This is a genomic window from Paraburkholderia kirstenboschensis, from assembly GCF_032806925.1.
Taxonomy (GTDB): Bacteria; Pseudomonadota; Gammaproteobacteria; order Burkholderiales; family Burkholderiaceae; genus Paraburkholderia; species Paraburkholderia kirstenboschensis.
The window spans coordinates 1,175,399-1,191,172 of record NZ_CP136511.1; the positions used below are offsets into that span (position 1 = coordinate 1,175,399).

The following is a 15,774-nucleotide window of genomic DNA, read 5'->3' on the forward strand; positions in this document are numbered from 1 at the left end:
GACAAAGCCCGACACGAAGCCGATTCGTGAGCACCCCTCGCGGCTGCTCGGCCGGCCCAGCTCAGTCTCCGCAGCCTCAACTGCCACGTCCACACAGCATCAAGCGGAGTTTAACCATGAGTCGAAATCCCGCCCGTTCAACGAGCGTCGATTTCTTGCGCGGCCTGGCGCTGATCGTGATTACACTTGACCACGTCTCGTACAGCGCGCTCTCGCATCTGACACTGCATACCTATGCATTTTGCGACGCGGCCGAGGTCTTCGTCTTTCTCGGCGGCTATGCGAGCGCCGCCGCTTATTGCGCGATGTCAGTGAGCGGTGGCACAGCGCACGCGCATCGCCGCTTCCTTAAACGCAGCTGGGAAATCTATCGTGGCTATCTCCTGACGGCCGCTCTAATGCTGCTTTGCGGCCTGGCGATGCTCGCGCTGCACATCCACACCGCCATACTGACCTACACCGATGCGCCACTGTTTTTGGTCCGGCCGCTCCAGACGCTGCTCGATATCGCCACGCTACGGCGCCAGCCTGATCTGGCTGCGGTGCTGCCGATGTATATCGGGTTCGCGCTGTGCGTGCCGCTGGTGGCGCCGGTTGTTCGTCGCCGGCCGGCCACCGCCCTGCTGGCGAGCCTGGCGTTGTGGCTGTGCGCACCCCCGCTTGCGCATCTGCTGCCGAGCGCCGACCCTATTGGCTGGTCATTCGATCCGTTCGCGTGGCAGTTGATGTTTATGCTTGGCATGCTGTGCCGGTTGCATCCGGTGTCCACCGTGTTCCAGACTTCGCGCGCCGGACTACGGCTGACCAGGATTGCGCTCGCCGTTGCGCTGGCTTTCGCCGCTTACAAGTTGATGATTGAGAGCCAGCCGGAGCCCGGCTATCTGAAACAGCACCTGAGTTCCCTGAGAGTCCTCAACTTTACCGCGATCGCCTGGCTGGTCGCGCAGCTGAGCCGGCTCGGGTGGATCGACCGGCTGGCCGCGGCGCTACCGCCAGTGGTTACGGTCGGTCGCCAGGGACTGACCTGCTTTGTCTGGGGAACGCTCATTTCGATCGTTGCCGACACCGCGCTGCGGGTCGCGGTGCCCGCCTTTCATACACGCACGCAAGCGGTTGCTGCGGCGCTGTCGGCCGACTTACTGACGATCGCGGCGGTGCTCGGCGTCGCCATCGCTGCGGCCAAGCTCAAATCCAATCGGCCGACGGCGCGGCGGCAAGACAGAAATGGACAATACGGATGCCGAGCCGCTGCTCCGCACTTGCCAGTGCCGACGATGGCCGCACCACGACCGAGTGGCCGCCACCGTCCAAGCGCTTGAGTGCAATTCCGGCGGTTCGACAAAACCCGCAACCAGTTGTACATCTACTGGTTCGCGCAGGCAATGGAAACAATTATTATTCTATTTTCATCCGGCTGTTGACCGGATTGTTGCGGAATCGCCGATCGCTATGTTAGGGAACGCGTCATTCCGTTCTTCGATTACCCGCCAGAGATCGCGAAGGTGATTTTCACCACCAATGCCGTCACGGTCAAAGCGACGTCCGGCGAATAGCCGTACAGACCCTTAAGCTTGCTCATCGGGGCCGCTCGAATCGATCAGATCGACACTCTAACCCATTCGTTGATCGCACTATGTGCACCACAGTCTGCCTCTCCAAGGCGTGCGGCTCGAAGGTCGCTGATCGACCTAACCCGCCGCGGGCAGCACGTCATTGTCGATGTCGCCACGCATGCGCCGATCCGACCGTTGATTAAATCCAATAAATGACGTTCCAGATAATGACCGAATCAGATCAACCTCATTACAATTTATTCATTATCCAGATTCAGAAAGTTCACTCACATTTCAAAACATCTGCCGCATAGTTCAGAATAAGCAATCCGCTGTTGTTGACCAGAAAAAAAATGTTTGAGCTCGGCCTGGACCCTACGATCCGTTTCCATGGAGGATACGCCCGCCAGACGTGTGAGACGGCAGGAAACCAACGAGGCATCAGATTATTTCCGAGCTGGCATTTCGATTGACCACCTCACTCAACTCAATCTGATAACACATCCGACACACCACATGAAGCAACTCAAATCAACGTGCATTAACCCGTTTTAATCACATAAGGCAATTACCATGACTGATCTGTCTAGACGCAAAGTTCTGGTCGGCGCTGCTGCTTCCGCTGCGGCCCTTGGCGTGGCGGCCACGGCCAAAGCCGCCTCGTTCGGCAACCCGGACCGGCCGCCCGAAGGCATGATCAACGCGAAGAGCCCGACCAGTCTGAGCGATCCGGGCCCGCAGAATCCGGCGATCGCGAACCAGTTCCCGTCATTCCAGAATCCGCCAGCAACCGACATCAACGGCATGCCGCTCTTCTGGGCCTCGTTCAACAATGCGCACAAGCGTTATCAGAACGGCGGCTGGGCGCGTGAAGTGACGCAGGATGACTTCGCGATTTCGGAGGACATTTCGGGCGTGAACATGCGTCTCTCGGCCAACGGCATCCGTGAGATGCACTGGCACCAGCAGGCTGAGTGGGCCATCATGGTGGACGGAAAATGCCGGATCACGATCCTGGACGAACAAGGCCGTCCGCAGGTGGCCGACGTCAAGACCGGCGATCTCTGGTATTTTCCCCCGGGCCTGCCGCACTCGTTGCAAGGCCTTGGCCCGAGTGGCGCTGAATTCGTCCTCGCGTTCGACAACGGCCGCGCATCCGAATTCAACACGCTCCTGGTAACGGACTGGGTTGCGCATACGCCGCCCGAGGTGCTCGCCCGTAACTTCAACGTGCCGGCCGACGTATTCAAGAATATCCCTCTCGACAATCTGTGGATCTTCCAGGGCACCAACCCCGGCTCGCTGGAGGCCGCGCAACGCGCAGTGGCGAGTCCTCTTGGCGCGCCGATGCATCCGTTCATCTTCTCGCTCGCCGATTTGCCGCCGCTCAAACAAACCAAAGGCGGGACGGTGCAGATTGCCGACAGCCGTAACTTCAAGGCATCGGTAAACATCGCCGCTGCGCTGGTCACGGTCAAGCCGGGCGGTATCCGCGAGTTGCACTGGCATCCGAACGCGGACGAGTGGCAGTACTACATCAAGGGTCAAGGCCGGATGACGGTATTCGACACGGGCCCGAAGGCGGCGACCGCCGACTTCCGTGCAGGCGACATCGGCTACGTGAAGAAGAGCCTCGGACATTACGTGGAGAATACCGGCGACACCGACCTGATCATGGTTGAAGTCTTCAAGAGTGACCACTTCGCGGAAGTTTCGCTGTCCGACTGGATGACGCACACGCCGCCGCAGATGATCATGGACACGCTGAAGATCAGTCGTGAAGACCTCGCGCGCTTCCCGAACAATCGTCCGGACATCCTGCCGGTCTGATCCGCACGGTCGCGGGCGCGGCGCATGCGCGCTGTGCTCGCCAACCGCCCCGCCTCATTTCTCCGATAAACATGACGTCACCATTTTATCAAGTTGATCCAACCCGGCGTCGGGCCGACTGGCAGCGTGACGCAGCAGACCGAGCGTGCGGTGCGCGCGTCACTCGACGGACGCCGCAAAGGCCTGCGGGCCTTGCTACCGTTCGTCGGGCCGGCGGTGATCGCGTCGGTCGGCTATATGGACCCGGGCAACTTTGCCACGAACCTGCAAGCCGGCTCGACGTACGGCTATCAGTTGCTTTGGGTGGTGTTGATCTCAAACCTCGTGGCAATGCTGTTCCAGTCGATGTCCGCGAAACTCGGCATCGTGACAGGCCGTAATCTTGCGGAGCTGTGCCGTGAGCAGTTTTCGCCGTCCGTTGTAATCGCCATGTGGATCGCCTCGGAACTGGCTGCCATTGCCACGGATATCGCCGAATTCCTCGGCGGGGCATTAGGCATCTCCTTGCTGTTTCACGTCTCGCTCGTGGTCGGGATGGGTGCGACTGGCGTTGTCACGTTCGCCATCCTGTCGCTCGACAAACGCGGCTTTCGTCCGCTTGAACTGGTGATTGCCGGGCTCGTCGCAGTGATCGGTCTTAGCTATCTGTACGAACTCGTGATCGCGCCGCCGGACTGGCATGCGGCGCTCCTGGGTACCCTTGTCCCGCATCTGCATGGTGCGTCGGCCGTGACGCTCGCGGTCGGGATCGTCGGTGCGACGATCATGCCACACACCCTTTATCTGCACTCCCGACTAACGCAGACTCGCACGCTTGCGCGTAACGACGGCGAACGTCGACGGCTACTGCGCTTCTCAAACAAGGAAGTCGTCATCGCGCTTGGCTTCGCCACTTTCGTGAATCTTGCGATGGTGATGATGTCGGCGTCCGTGTTCGGCAAATCAGGCTCGGGTGTGGCCGACGTCAGCGTCGCCTATCACACGCTGATTCCCCTGCTGGGTGTTGGCGCCGCGACCGTGTTTCTGGTCTCGTTGCTCGCGTCCGGCATTTCGAGTTCAGCGGTGGGGACGATGGCCGGTCAGGTGATCATGCAGGGCTTCGTCGGCTTCAGAATTCCGATCTGGGTACGGCGCCTGATTACTGCAGTGCCGGCCTTCGTCGTCGGTCTGAACGGCAATGTGATGGACGCGATGATCGGCAGTCAGGTGGTGTTGAGCCTCATCTTGCCACTGCCGCTAGTTGCACTCGTCGTGGTGTCGTCGCGCCGTAGTGTGATGGGCGATTTTGTCGCCAGCAGGAAGACCGTATTGGCCGCACACGTCGCGACGGTCTCGATCGTCCTGCTCAATGTTGTGCTGATCTGGCAGATGGTGTCTTAAGGCGGATTTTCGGGGCGCTAAACGATGGCGTCGACGCGCCCTGCCGGGCTGACACGGGTACACGCCGGCCGCTATAACCGGGCGAAAGCCCTGCAATGGCTGCTGACCAACTCCCCAATATTGATGGGACCGTTGGAATAGCTGGCGCCCAAACTGTATGCGTTGTTGTCCGCGCCTGCGCCCGCCACGTTGGAGAATGCATACATCGCGCCGGCCTTGAAGCCGCCGTACGAGATGCTGCTGAACTTGACCGAATTGTTCAGACGCAAGTCGTTGTCCAAGTTGTCATTGTCGTACGGGTGTGCGGCAACATTGCCGCCGAACCCGATCCCGTCCCGCTATTCGGTGCGACATAGTCAACGATGAAATCGTATTGACGGCCTAGCGTAAGCGTCCCGTACTGGCTGGAACTGAGACCAACCCACGCCTGGCGGCCAAACAGGTCCGTTTGCGCGGCTGTTGAATTTTTGAGCGCGCCATTGTTTACCGTGAAGCCGTTCTCCAGGTCGAACACGGCGTGCAGGCCGCCGCCGAGATCCTCATTGCCGCGCAAGCCCCAGCGCGAGGTACTCAGGCTTCCAGATGCCAGCATGAATTGGCTGGCCCCTTGGCCGGTGCCAGTTCTCGCGTTGTTCGCATAGACCATGCTCGTGTCGATGGTGCCGTAAAGCGTCACGCTGCTTTGCGCATGTGCTACCCCTGTGAAACGCATGGCTGATCCAATCGCCAGATTCTTCAACTTCATTTCAAATTCCCCGATAACGTAAGTCGTTCCCGAACAGGCGATTGGTGATCGCCAATGCAACAGCGTGCGGAGTATAAGTTTTCGTCGGTGCGCCGCGACTCGAAAGAGTGAAAGACGCCGTTTCAGAAGCCTGAACAGCGTGTCATAAATACTCAGCAATCGATTGAGGAACAACGGCTGACGCACGTGGGCACAACGAGGCGCAGAAGGTACGGCGCTGCATCGCACGGTTTGCTGTCGGGTAGGCGTGACGGTACGTGCGCCGAACGTCAGCGAATCTGGAACCGACCCTATCAATGCGCCGCAATCGGAGACTGTGTCCGGACATTCAGGGGCGCGCTCCGTCGCGTGACGCCAGTTTGGCGTCTGATGGAATGCAACGGCACTCGGCGAAACGCTAACTAAATAAACCTTAATCTGAGTGGCGATGTTTGCTTATGCCGCGCCCCCGATCATCGCCCCTGCTGATACACCTCGTCGGTTCCCGCAGGACCAGGGCGCCGACGCAATGCTCATCCGACACAGACACCTTTACATGAACGCCATTGTCCTGGTTGCCTTGCGCCGCCCCCTCACCTTCGTGGTGATGAGCATCCTCATTATCCTGTTCGGCGCGATGGCCGTATTGAAGACGCCCACGGACATCTTTCCCGCCATCCGCATCCCGGTAATCGCGGTCGTGTGGAACTACAACGGACTGTCCCCGCAGGATATGTCCGGCCGCGTAGTCTACTACTACGAGCGCGCCTTAACCGCGACGGTGGCCAACATCGAGCACATCGAGAGCCAGTCCCTGTACGGTGCCGGCATCGTGAAGATCTTCTTTCAAGCTGGCACCGACATCGCCGCCGCCCAGGCCCAGGTTGCATCAATCTCCCAGACCGTGCTGAAGCAAATGCCGGCGGGCATCACGCCGCCTCAAGTGCTGGTGTACAACGCGTCCTCGGTCCCGGTGCTGGACCTTCAAGTCTCTGCGCCGAACATGACGGCTGCGCAGGTGTACGACATGGCGTCGAACCTGGTCCGCCCGCAACTGGTGGCCGTGCCGGGTGTCTCGATTCCGAATCCGTATGGGGGCGCTTCATTGAACGTCGAGATCGATCTCGACCAGGCGAAGCTGCTGGCGCACGGCCTCTCGGCCGCAGATGTAGCGGCAGCGCTCAGGTCGCAGAACGTGGTGCTTCCTGCGGGCGACCAGAAGATCGGCGGGCTCGACTTCATGGTTGAAACGAATTCGACGCCTCGCAACGTGCCGACGTTCAACGACATGCCGATCAAGACGGTAAACGGTGCAACGGTCTATCTGCGCGACGTCGCCTACGTGCATCGCGGGGCGCCACCGCAGACGAACGCGGTCCTGGTGAAAGGCAAGCAGTCGGTGCTGATCCAGATTTTCAAGAGCGGCGACGCTTCGACACTCGCCGTGGTGGCAGGCATCAAGCAGGCGCTGCCCGGCATTGTCCGGACGCTGCCCCCGGGCGTGAAGATTACGCCGCTCAACGATGCCTCGGGGTTCGTGCGCGATTCGGTGGAAGAGGTGGTTCAGGAGATGATCACCGCAGCCATCTTGACAGGACTGACCGTGCTGCTCTTTCTCGGCAGTTGGCGTTCGACGTTGATCGTTGCGACGTCGATTCCGCTCGCGATCCTGTCTTCGATCCTGGTACTGCACTACACCGGGCAGACGATCAATGTCATGACGCTTGGCGGATTGGCGCTCGCGGTCGGTATTCTGGTCGACGACGCGACCGTCATGATCGAAAACATCGATTCCCATTTGGAAACGGGCGCCGAACTGGAAGAGGGAATCATTGCGGCGGCCAACCAGATCGTTGTGCCGACGCTCGTCGCGACGCTGTGCATCTGTATTGTCTGGCTGCCGTTGTTCCAGTTGGGCGGCATCTCAGGGTATCTGTTCCGTCCGCTTGCCGAAGCCATCATCTTTGCGATGATCGCTTCGTTCATCCTCTCGCGCACGCTGGTGCCGACCATGGCCGCATGGCTGCTGCGTGGCCAGGTCAAAGCGCACGGGCATGGGCACGAAGGCAATCCTGGCTATTTCACCCGGTTTCAGCGACGCTTCGAGCAGGGTTTCTTGCAGTTTCGCGATCGATACCGTGACGTGCTGACCTCCGCCGTGGTTCATCGCAAGCGCTTCATCATATGCTTCGTTGGCTTTGCGGTCGGGTCGATGAGTCTGCTCGCTTTCCTCGGCCGTGACTTTTTCCCAAGCATCAAGTCGGGCGAACTCGATTTGCACATGCGCGCACCGATCGGTACGCGGCTTGAAGATGCATCAAAGATTGCGGTGCTCGTCAATGGACAGATCCGGAAGATCCTGCCGGGCGACGTCGCCAATCTGGTCGATAACTGCGGCCTGCCCTCCAGCAGCCTCAACCTGGCTTATACCTCCGACGGCACGATCGGTCCTCAGGACTGCGACATTACGATCAGTCTGAAGAACGGACAGTCGCCTGTGGAGGACTACCGGTCCAAGCTGCGCCGCGAACTGCCAACGCTGTTTCCCGGCACGGTGTTTAGCTTCCTGCCCGGCGACATCACGGCCAAGATCCTGAACTTCGGCCTGCCCGCGCCAATCGATGTGCAGATCTCGGGCCGCCGACAAACGCAGAACATGGCCTTCGCGCAGGCGCTGGCTGCACGCATCCGCAAGATTCCGGGCAGCGCCGACGTCCATATTCAACAGGCGTTCAACGAACCGACGCTCAGGATTGCCGCCGACCGCTCGCTTGCCTCCGGTATGAACCTGACCGAAGCCAACATCGCGAATAACGCGCTTGCGACGCTGTCCGGCAGCGGGCAGACGGCGCCGACGTACTGGCTCGACACGACGAACGGCGTCTCGCACCTCGTCAACATGCAGACGCCGCAAGACCAACTGGCGTCGATGAACGACCTCGAGACGATACCGATCAATCAGGGCAACGGCAATCCAGGTGGAGAGCCGTCGCAGTTGCTGGGCGCACTCGGCACCATAACGCAAACGGGCACGCCTCTGTTGGTGTCTCACTACGGCATCCTGCCCTCGGTCGATATCTACGTCAGCAACCAGGGGCGCGACCTCGGCGCTGTCTACGATGAAGTCGAACAGGTGGTGAAGGAGATGAATCCGCAAGTGCCGCAAGGCGCGACCGTGCATCTACGCGGCCAGGCTACGACGATGAACGGCGCGTATGTGCAACTTCTCGGGGGACTGGCGCTTTCCGTGCTGCTGGTTTACCTGGTAATCGTCGTTAACTTCCAGTCATGGCTCGACCCTTTCATCATCATCACGGCATTGCCAGGAGCGCTCGCCGGCATTGTCTGGAGCCTCTTCCTCACACATACCAACGGTTCAGTGCCTGCGCTCACGGGCGCAATCATGTGCATGGGCACGGCGACGGCCAACTCGATCCTGGTCGTGTCGTATGCCCGTGAGCGCCTCGCGGAACACGGTGATGCGATCGCCGCGGCCATCGAAGCCGGATACGCCCGTATTCGCCCCGTTTTGATGACCGCCCTCGCGATGATCATCGGGATGCTCCCGATGTCTATGAGCAATACACAAAACGCACCGCTCGGACGCGCGGTCATTGGTGGACTTCTCGTCGCGACGTTCGCAACTTTGCTCTTTGTTCCCTGCGTATTCGCGATGATGCATCGCAACGACAAGAAAGTCACGGAGCCCTATCTATGAACGTACATCGCGAAGTTGCGGCCCCGAGCCGAACCCGATCTAAATGGTCCGCAGCAATCGCCGCGCTTGTTCTTGCCGGCCTCGTTGTCCGCGGCATCGTCGAACGCCACGACAATGTCACCGATCTCAAGTCGGTCGCCGACGAGGAGTCCGTACCGCAGGTTCAAGTTATGACGCCTATCTCAGGGCCCGCCACGCGAACGGTCACGCTGCCCGGCAACATCAAGGCCTGGTACACCGCCCCGATCTATGCGCAGATTACCGGCTACGTGCACAAGTGGTACGTGGATTACGGCGCGTTCGTCAAGGCCGGCACCTTACTCGCCACGATTGACGCGCCTACCGTCGACGAGCAGTACCAGACGGCGGTCGCGAATCTCGACGTGGCGAAAACCAACGGCACGCTTGCCGACGTGACGGCGCAGCGCTGGAAGGCACTTGCGGGCACGGAAGCCGTCGCGCAGGAGGAGGTGGACGTTAAAGTCGCGGATGCCGCGGCGAAGAAGGCTCAAGTGCTGGCAGCCCAGCATGACCTCGCGCGCTACCACGCGCTCGAGGGGTTCAAGAATATCGTGGCGCCTTTCGACGGCGTCGTCACCTCGCGCGACACGGACGTAGGCAACTATGTGAACGCCGCGGGCGGTGACGTGAGTTCCCGTGGGACGGCGGATGAGCTGTTCTCAGTAGCGGATATACACAAGATGCGGCTCTTCGTTTCGGTGCCCCAGGACTATGCGGACATGCTGAAGCCGGACCTCCAGGCGACCTTCACCCTTCCTCAGTATCCGGCCCGCCAGTTCAAGGCGACGCTCCTGACGACCGCGAACGCGTTCAACCCGCAGACGCGAACCGTCATCACGGAATTGGTGGCTCAAAACCCGGACCACCTGATCTGGCCCGGCACCTATGCGACGGTTCGGTTTGTCGTGCCCACCGACCAGAGCGTGCTCGTCGTGCCTGAACAGGCGCTGCTGTTCCGCGACCAGGGCATGCAGCTGGCGGTCATCGGTTCGGGTGACAGAGTGCACCTGCAAAACGTCAAGCTCGGGATGAATCTTGGCCAGAACGTTCAAGTGCTCTCTGGCCTCAAATCAACCGACCGCTTCATCGCCAATCCTTCTGCGGGCACCCTCGAAGGCGAGAAAGTGCAAATCGTAAGCGGCGTACCGGGCATCGCGCCCGAAGCGAAGGTCCGAACCGCGGCATCTGAGCCGGCGCAGTCAAGCGGGAATCAGCAAAGCAACGTGGCAGCGGCCACGAGCGAGCCGAGATGATGCGTTACTTCAATCCTCGTTGCCGTCTTGCCGTCGCCACGATCCTGATGCTGCTCGGTCCGCTTGCCGGATGCAGCCTTGCGCCGCCCTATAGGCCGCCGCAAATGGCGCTGCCCGCCAGTTACAAAGGAACGGGGCCCTTCGCGCTCGCGCATCCGGAAGCGCAGCTCACGCAGGGTGACTGGTGGAACATGTTCGGCGACGAACAACTCAATCACCTGGAAGCGAGCCTGAATGCCGCCAACCCCAATCTTCAGGCAGCGGAGCAAACCTACACCCAGGCGCGGGATATCGTGGGCGAGGCCCGCTCGCAGTTGTTTCCGCAGTTGAGCGCCCAAGCGTATGGATCGCAAAACCGCCAATCCGAGCACCGACTGTTCCGCGCCGCCGGAGCCGGGACAAGTGAGGAAGGTTCGCTCGGCTACGGGGCGGCCCTGTCGTGGGAGCCAGATCTCTGGGGCGAGATTCGGAATCGGACCAACTATGCGAAGGCCAATGCCCAAGCCACTGCCGCGATGGTTGCATCAGCACGGTTGAGCCTCGAAATCGAACTGGCCAATGACTATATGGCGCTGCGGGGGCTCGACTCGGAGCATGCGGTCTATACGAAAACGCTCGCCTATTACAGCGAAGCGCTCAAGATTACGAAGCTGCGCTTTGCGGGGAAGATTGCGGCAGGTCTCGACGTCGAGCGGGCTCAGGACCAGCTCTCCTCGACACAGGCGGCCGATACCGATATCCAGGCGCAGCGCGGTGTGCTCGAACACGCGATCGCCGTGCTCGCAGGCGAAAACCCGTCGACCTTCAGCCTGCCCGCGGAAGGACTGGCATCCCTGGCGATTCCCACGATTCCGGTGGGCGTCCCCTCAGCCCTGCTGCAACGGCGCCCCGATATCGCACAATCCGAGCGACAGATGGCGGCGGACAATGCGGCGATCGGCGTGGCGCGTGCGGCGTTCTATCCGAACATTCAGTTGAGCGCCAATGCCGGATTCGAGGACGACGCCTTCGGCGGGCTCGCTTCCCTGCCCAACAGCCTGTGGTCGATCGGCGCATCGGCCGCGTTGCCGCTGTTCGAGGGCGGGCTGCGCAGAGCGGAGGAACAGCAGAGCAAGTCGGCGTTCACGCAAGCCGCAGACAATTACCGCGCGACTGTGCTGCAGGCGTTTCGCGAGGTCGAGGACCAGCTCTTGCTGACGAACAGTCTTGTCTCGGAGAACACCCAGCAGCAAGATGCGCTCAAGTCTGCGCTGAAGGTGCAGGACCTCGCGCTGCGCCTCTATACCAACGGTCTGGACAACTACCTCAGTGTGACGGTTGCGCAGGTCGCCGCGCTGAGCGCGGAACTCGCAACGGTTCAGGCGCAGACCCGCCAACTACAAGCAGCCGCAGGGCTGATTGGCGCGATGGGCGGTGGCTGGAGCACGGCCGATCTGCCGACCTCGAAGCAGACGATCCCCTTCGATCCGGTTGCGTTTCACCACGCGCCAGGTGACGTTCGCGAACCGAATTGAGGATGCGGCCTGACCGGCTTTGACTGGTCCGAAAAAGCCGCGCGCTAAGCGATAGACATTAGGTATCCAGATTATCTATACACACTACGCAGCAACTCGAATCAACTTGTCAAACGCACTTTAATCACCCGCAAAGGAATGAAGATGACTGATCTGTCTATAAGTAAGGTTCTGGTAGGCGCTGCTGCATCGGCGGCCGCCCTCGGCGCGGCCGCCACTGTCAATGCAGCTTCGTCCGGCAACCAGGACCGGCCACCCGAAGGCCGGATCAACGCGAAGAGCCCTACCAGCCTGAACGGTCCGGGCCCGCAAAGCCGGACGCTCGCGGGCCAGTTCCCATCGTTTCAGAATTCGCCTGCCACCCACGTCAATGGCATGCCGCTCTGCTGGACCTCCTTCAGCAACGCGCACAGGCACTATCAGAACGGCGGATGGGCGGGTGAAGTGACGCAGGACGACTTTGCGATTGCGGAAGACATCTCGGGCGTCAGCGTGTGTCTCGCGGCCAACGGCGTGCGCGAGATGCACTGGCACGAGCAGTCCAAGTGGGCGATCATGGTCGACGGAAAGGCAGCCTGCATGATAGTGAAGACTGCTGTTCGCAGCGCGGTATCGTCGTCAGTTGCTAGACGATCCGCCGCTGCTGCAACAAATCCGCCCGGTTTGTGAGCCAGCGGTGCGTTCTATTGGCTATTGCGTCATAAACGCGTCAACGTGACAATGCTGTCCGCTCCTCGCCGGCTGAATCGACGGTGCAAGGATGGGCCGCGCCGCGTATCGAACCCGTGTGAAACAGATGAACGTTTTTTTAGACTGCGTCGCGCACGTTCGGTGAAACAAGTTTCATCATTTTCGAATCCGTTTTCCACTTACACCGAGCGCCCAACGCGCATACTTCTGCCGGTTAGCCAGTCGCAGGAGTCGATATGTCTCATCCAATGCAAGTGGAACTTCTCAACGAATACGGCGATCAAGCGCTGCGCGTCACGATCGGCCGCAGCGCCGCGCTGCTCGACGTACCCGACCTCGACGCGTTGATCGAACAGCTTGCGCTGTTGCGCGCCCGGATGCGCCCGGAGGTGTCAAAGGAAGTCTCGCACCGGCATCGCTACGTGGTCGAAGTGGATCCGTGCTGGTACACCGAAAAGCATCCGCTATTTGAAGGCGCGGTCGTGTTCTTCCGACATACGGGCTTCAACTGGGCAGGCTTCGCGGTGCCGAAGGAAAGTCTCATCAGACTGATCGATGCGTTGACGATGCACGTGGAAGCATCGCTGGAAACGAACGGCATGCCGAACTGAGCGACGCGTCTACTGCGAACAATGCTTCACATCGGGAGCGGTTCGCTGACAAGTCGAGAAAACGCTCACACGCACCGCGCCGGATGAAAAAAATTTCACGGTCGTGTGGCCGAACCGCTATCGACCCCTGCTTACACTCTACTCTGACCGTTGCAAAGCGCTGACATTGGCGCGCGGCGGCCAAGCTCTTCTACCTCTAAAGGAATGCGAAATGAAACTTCCGCTGATCCCCATCGCCCTTGCCTGCGCCGCGTTCTGCGGTTCCGCCTTCGCGCAGACCGCCACGCTCGCGAACTCCCCAGCCGGCACCATGTCCGCGCCGGCCACCCCGCCCGCCCCCGCAGCGCAAGCCGGCCAATGGTCGGCGCCGTATGGTCAGCCGGTGGCCGGCAAGACGCGTGCAGAGGTCTATCAGGAGCTGATTCAGGCAGAGAAAGACGGCCAGGAGCAGTACCTGAACACTGAGCTCTACTCACACGGCTAAACCCATCCGGACCACGACGAGACGACGCACACGATGGAGAGCTGTCGGTCGAAAGCGCGATGTATCGCGCAGCTCGGCTGCAACTTGTGCTGGTCGCAGCCGGTGCGATCGTGTCAGGCTGCGCTGCCGACGCAACGCTTATTCCGCGAAATACAGGAAAGTGAGCCGCCCCAAAAGGTGCCGACCGCATGTGACGTTGCCCACGCGGTGACCATCTCGTCGCAAGCACGCGACGCTACTGGTGCCCCGTCTCGCCCACCGTTCACGTTACGTTCCGTGTCTAAACATTTCTTCACAAACATGGCGGGTGAAAGTTAGTCGGTAGGCCCCATGATGCAAGGCATCGACGACCTGGAGCCTTTGAAATGGATCAGATTCAGGGAATGCGCGTGTTCATGCGCGTGGTTGATCTGAACAGCTTCGCCCTCGCCGCGCGTCAGTTGGGTATGTCCGCCGCTGCAGTGACCCGCAGTATCAATATGCTGGAAGCGCATTTGAACTTGCGTCTGATCAACCGTTCGACGCGTTGCCTCTCATTGACGGAAGCGGGTGCCGAGTATCTCGAGGGATGCCGGAGGATCATTGACACGTTCGACGAAGTCGAGTCGAGTCTAATCAAAACGACGCGCTCCCCGCACGGAACGTTGAGGATAGGCACTTCCGCGACGTTCGCGGCATCGCAGCTTTGCGGGCTACTCGCTGCCTATCACCAGACACAGCCGCTCATTGACTTCGATGTATCCCCTTTCGACTCGCACATCGATATGATCGAAGGCGGATTCGATATAGGGTTCACGGATACGCGCCGTCAACCCAACTCGTCGATGGTGAGCCGGGAACTCGTCCAGTTCGAGGAAATGCTCGTGGCGTCACGTACCTACCTGGTGCGGCGCGGTGCACCCGCCAAACCCGCCGAGCTCGGCTCACACAGTCTGCTCATCGCTTCCGACGGCGCGGCCCGCACCTGGGAATTGACGGACGGCACAGAAATATACCGTGTGCAGGCGCTGCGCAATGCACTTCGCACACCCAGTCATGCGGTGGCGCATGCAGCCGCCGTCAACCATCTGGGCATCGCCTTGTTGCCGATGCCACTCATCGGCCACGATCTCGAACGAGGCGCGCTAGTGCGCGTTCTCGAGCAGTATCGTCTCAACGACGGCCCGCGTACCGTGTCGATCGTCTACTCCGGGCGGACTCAATTGACTGCAAAAGTGCGTACCTTCATCGAGTTCTCGGTCGGTTTCTTCCGCGCCAGGAATTCCTCCGTCCCACTACGCGAAGTGGCCTAAGCCAGGTTGCGCAATGAAGTTCGGGCACGGGGAGAACACCCGATTCCCGTCACCCATCAGTGATGTGCGTAGGCTGTCTTGTTCAGATTGGCGAGCTGGCCATCCTGCTGCACGTGAATCAGCTCCTGCGCACGCACGGCGTCGTTAAAAAACCCTTCATTTCTCCAAGGCCGTTCTGCGAGTCCCACCCCTTTACCCTGCATAGCGACCGTCTAGCTTTCCACACGGTCTGCGCCGAACCACACCGCCATCGCCGCGTGTGCCTTCCCGTTTTTTCTGGAGATGACCATCATGAATGGCACATTCAAGACCCTCGTCTGTACCGCACTGCTTGCCCTCACAACTTCTGCATTCGCCGCCGGCAAACTGACGCCTCAACAGTGTGAAGACTATCCTTTCACGCCGCTCAAAGGATCCGTCACGCACGCGCAATTGATGAACGAATTGAGCGAATTGGAATCCGTCGGCTATCAGCCGTCGAACGGTGAAGATGCCGATTATCCGGCTCCACTCGAAAGAGCCGAGCAGAGGCTGCACCTCAAGTACGAAGCCGACTGCGTAAGCGCCGTGCAGCCCGGGATGTCGACACAAGCCGATGTCACGCAATAGCGGATCTGTCGACGCGGGTCCAGGCCGGCGGGAAACTGCACTGACTGCCCGCGACAAATGCCGACGAATGACCGCCGCACTGGCCTCTACGCATC

The 15,774-nt window shown here is 60.4% G+C and carries 11 protein-coding genes and 1 pseudogene; 11 read left to right on the forward strand and 1 reads right to left on the reverse strand.

Annotated elements, in window-relative coordinates:
- The first annotated feature begins 116 nt into the window (after positions 1-116).
- The 3 genes from opgC to RW095_RS05840 all read left to right on the forward strand — a co-directional run bounded on the left by opgC (position 117) and on the right by RW095_RS05840 (position 4,763).
- Entirely contained in the window at positions 117-1,319 is a 1,203-nt protein-coding gene (gene opgC, locus RW095_RS05830) for an OpgC domain-containing protein (RefSeq protein ID WP_317016762.1), read from the forward strand.
- Between the two features lie 807 nt (positions 1,320-2,126).
- Positions 2,127-3,383, forward strand: a complete 1,257-nt coding sequence (locus tag RW095_RS05835; RefSeq protein ID WP_317015071.1) for an oxalate decarboxylase family bicupin — start codon at positions 2,127-2,129, stop codon at positions 3,381-3,383.
- A 96-nt stretch (positions 3,384-3,479) separates the two neighbouring features.
- A complete protein-coding gene (locus RW095_RS05840; RefSeq protein WP_394365078.1) occupies positions 3,480-4,763 on the forward strand; it encodes an Nramp family divalent metal transporter in 1,284 nt (427 codons plus the stop codon).
- A 71-nt stretch (positions 4,764-4,834) separates the two neighbouring features.
- On the opposite strand, the pseudogene RW095_RS41300 reads toward RW095_RS05840, so the two are convergent.
- A pseudogene (locus tag RW095_RS41300) lies at positions 4,835-5,508 on the reverse strand (porin).
- 535 nt (positions 5,509-6,043) lie between these two features.
- On the opposite strand from RW095_RS41300, the gene RW095_RS05855 reads away from it, so the two are divergent.
- The 8 genes from RW095_RS05855 to RW095_RS05890 all read left to right on the forward strand — a co-directional run bounded on the left by RW095_RS05855 (position 6,044) and on the right by RW095_RS05890 (position 15,679).
- Positions 6,044-9,205, forward strand: coding sequence for an efflux RND transporter permease subunit (locus tag RW095_RS05855; RefSeq protein WP_317015077.1), 3,162 nt, complete (start codon positions 6,044-6,046; stop codon positions 9,203-9,205).
- Complete coding sequence (locus tag RW095_RS05860) at positions 9,202-10,479, forward strand: efflux RND transporter periplasmic adaptor subunit (RefSeq protein WP_317015078.1); 1,278 nt, start codon at positions 9,202-9,204, stop codon at positions 10,477-10,479. Before RW095_RS05855 ends, RW095_RS05860 begins: the two co-directional genes overlap by 4 nt.
- 47 nt (positions 10,480-10,526) lie before the next feature.
- Complete coding sequence (locus tag RW095_RS05865) at positions 10,527-11,993, forward strand: efflux transporter outer membrane subunit (RefSeq protein ID WP_317016764.1); 1,467 nt, start codon at positions 10,527-10,529, stop codon at positions 11,991-11,993.
- A gap of 144 nt (positions 11,994-12,137) precedes the next feature.
- Positions 12,138-12,662, forward strand: coding sequence for a cupin domain-containing protein (locus tag RW095_RS05870; RefSeq protein WP_317015080.1), 525 nt, complete (start codon positions 12,138-12,140; stop codon positions 12,660-12,662).
- A 257-nt stretch (positions 12,663-12,919) separates the two neighbouring features.
- Positions 12,920-13,294, forward strand: a complete 375-nt coding sequence (locus tag RW095_RS05875) for a hypothetical protein (RefSeq protein WP_317015081.1) — start codon at positions 12,920-12,922, stop codon at positions 13,292-13,294.
- A gap of 211 nt (positions 13,295-13,505) precedes the next feature.
- Complete coding sequence (locus RW095_RS05880) at positions 13,506-13,778, forward strand: DUF4148 domain-containing protein (protein WP_317015083.1); 273 nt, start codon at positions 13,506-13,508, stop codon at positions 13,776-13,778.
- A gap of 365 nt (positions 13,779-14,143) precedes the next feature.
- Positions 14,144-15,070 (forward strand): LysR family transcriptional regulator, encoded by a 927-nt coding sequence (locus RW095_RS05885; protein ID WP_317015085.1) that lies wholly within the window; start codon positions 14,144-14,146, stop codon positions 15,068-15,070.
- Between the two features lie 291 nt (positions 15,071-15,361).
- Positions 15,362-15,679, forward strand: a complete 318-nt coding sequence (locus RW095_RS05890; RefSeq protein WP_317015086.1) for a DUF4148 domain-containing protein — start codon at positions 15,362-15,364, stop codon at positions 15,677-15,679.
- Positions 15,680-15,774: the final 95 nt, after the last annotated feature.

What these genes read in the sequence shown, in the direction of transcription:
- opgC (WP_317016762.1), top strand. Translation starts at nt 117, where the DNA reads ATGAGTCGAAATCCCGCCCGTTCAACGAGCGTCGATTTCTTGCGCGGC.
- RW095_RS05835 (WP_317015071.1), top strand. Translation starts at nt 2,127, where the DNA reads ATGACTGATCTGTCTAGACGCAAAGTTCTGGTCGGCGCTGCTGCTTCC.
- RW095_RS05855 (WP_317015077.1), top strand. Translation starts at nt 6,044, where the DNA reads ATGAACGCCATTGTCCTGGTTGCCTTGCGCCGCCCCCTCACCTTCGTG.
- RW095_RS05860 (WP_317015078.1), top strand. Translation starts at nt 9,202, where the DNA reads ATGAACGTACATCGCGAAGTTGCGGCCCCGAGCCGAACCCGATCTAAA.
- RW095_RS05865 (WP_317016764.1), top strand. Translation starts at nt 10,527, where the DNA reads ATGCTGCTCGGTCCGCTTGCCGGATGCAGCCTTGCGCCGCCCTATAGG.
- RW095_RS05870 (WP_317015080.1), top strand. Translation starts at nt 12,138, where the DNA reads ATGACTGATCTGTCTATAAGTAAGGTTCTGGTAGGCGCTGCTGCATCG.
- RW095_RS05875 (WP_317015081.1), top strand. Translation starts at nt 12,920, where the DNA reads ATGTCTCATCCAATGCAAGTGGAACTTCTCAACGAATACGGCGATCAA.
- RW095_RS05880 (WP_317015083.1), top strand. Translation starts at nt 13,506, where the DNA reads ATGAAACTTCCGCTGATCCCCATCGCCCTTGCCTGCGCCGCGTTCTGC.
- RW095_RS05885 (WP_317015085.1), top strand. Translation starts at nt 14,144, where the DNA reads ATGGATCAGATTCAGGGAATGCGCGTGTTCATGCGCGTGGTTGATCTG.
- RW095_RS05890 (WP_317015086.1), top strand. Translation starts at nt 15,362, where the DNA reads ATGAATGGCACATTCAAGACCCTCGTCTGTACCGCACTGCTTGCCCTC.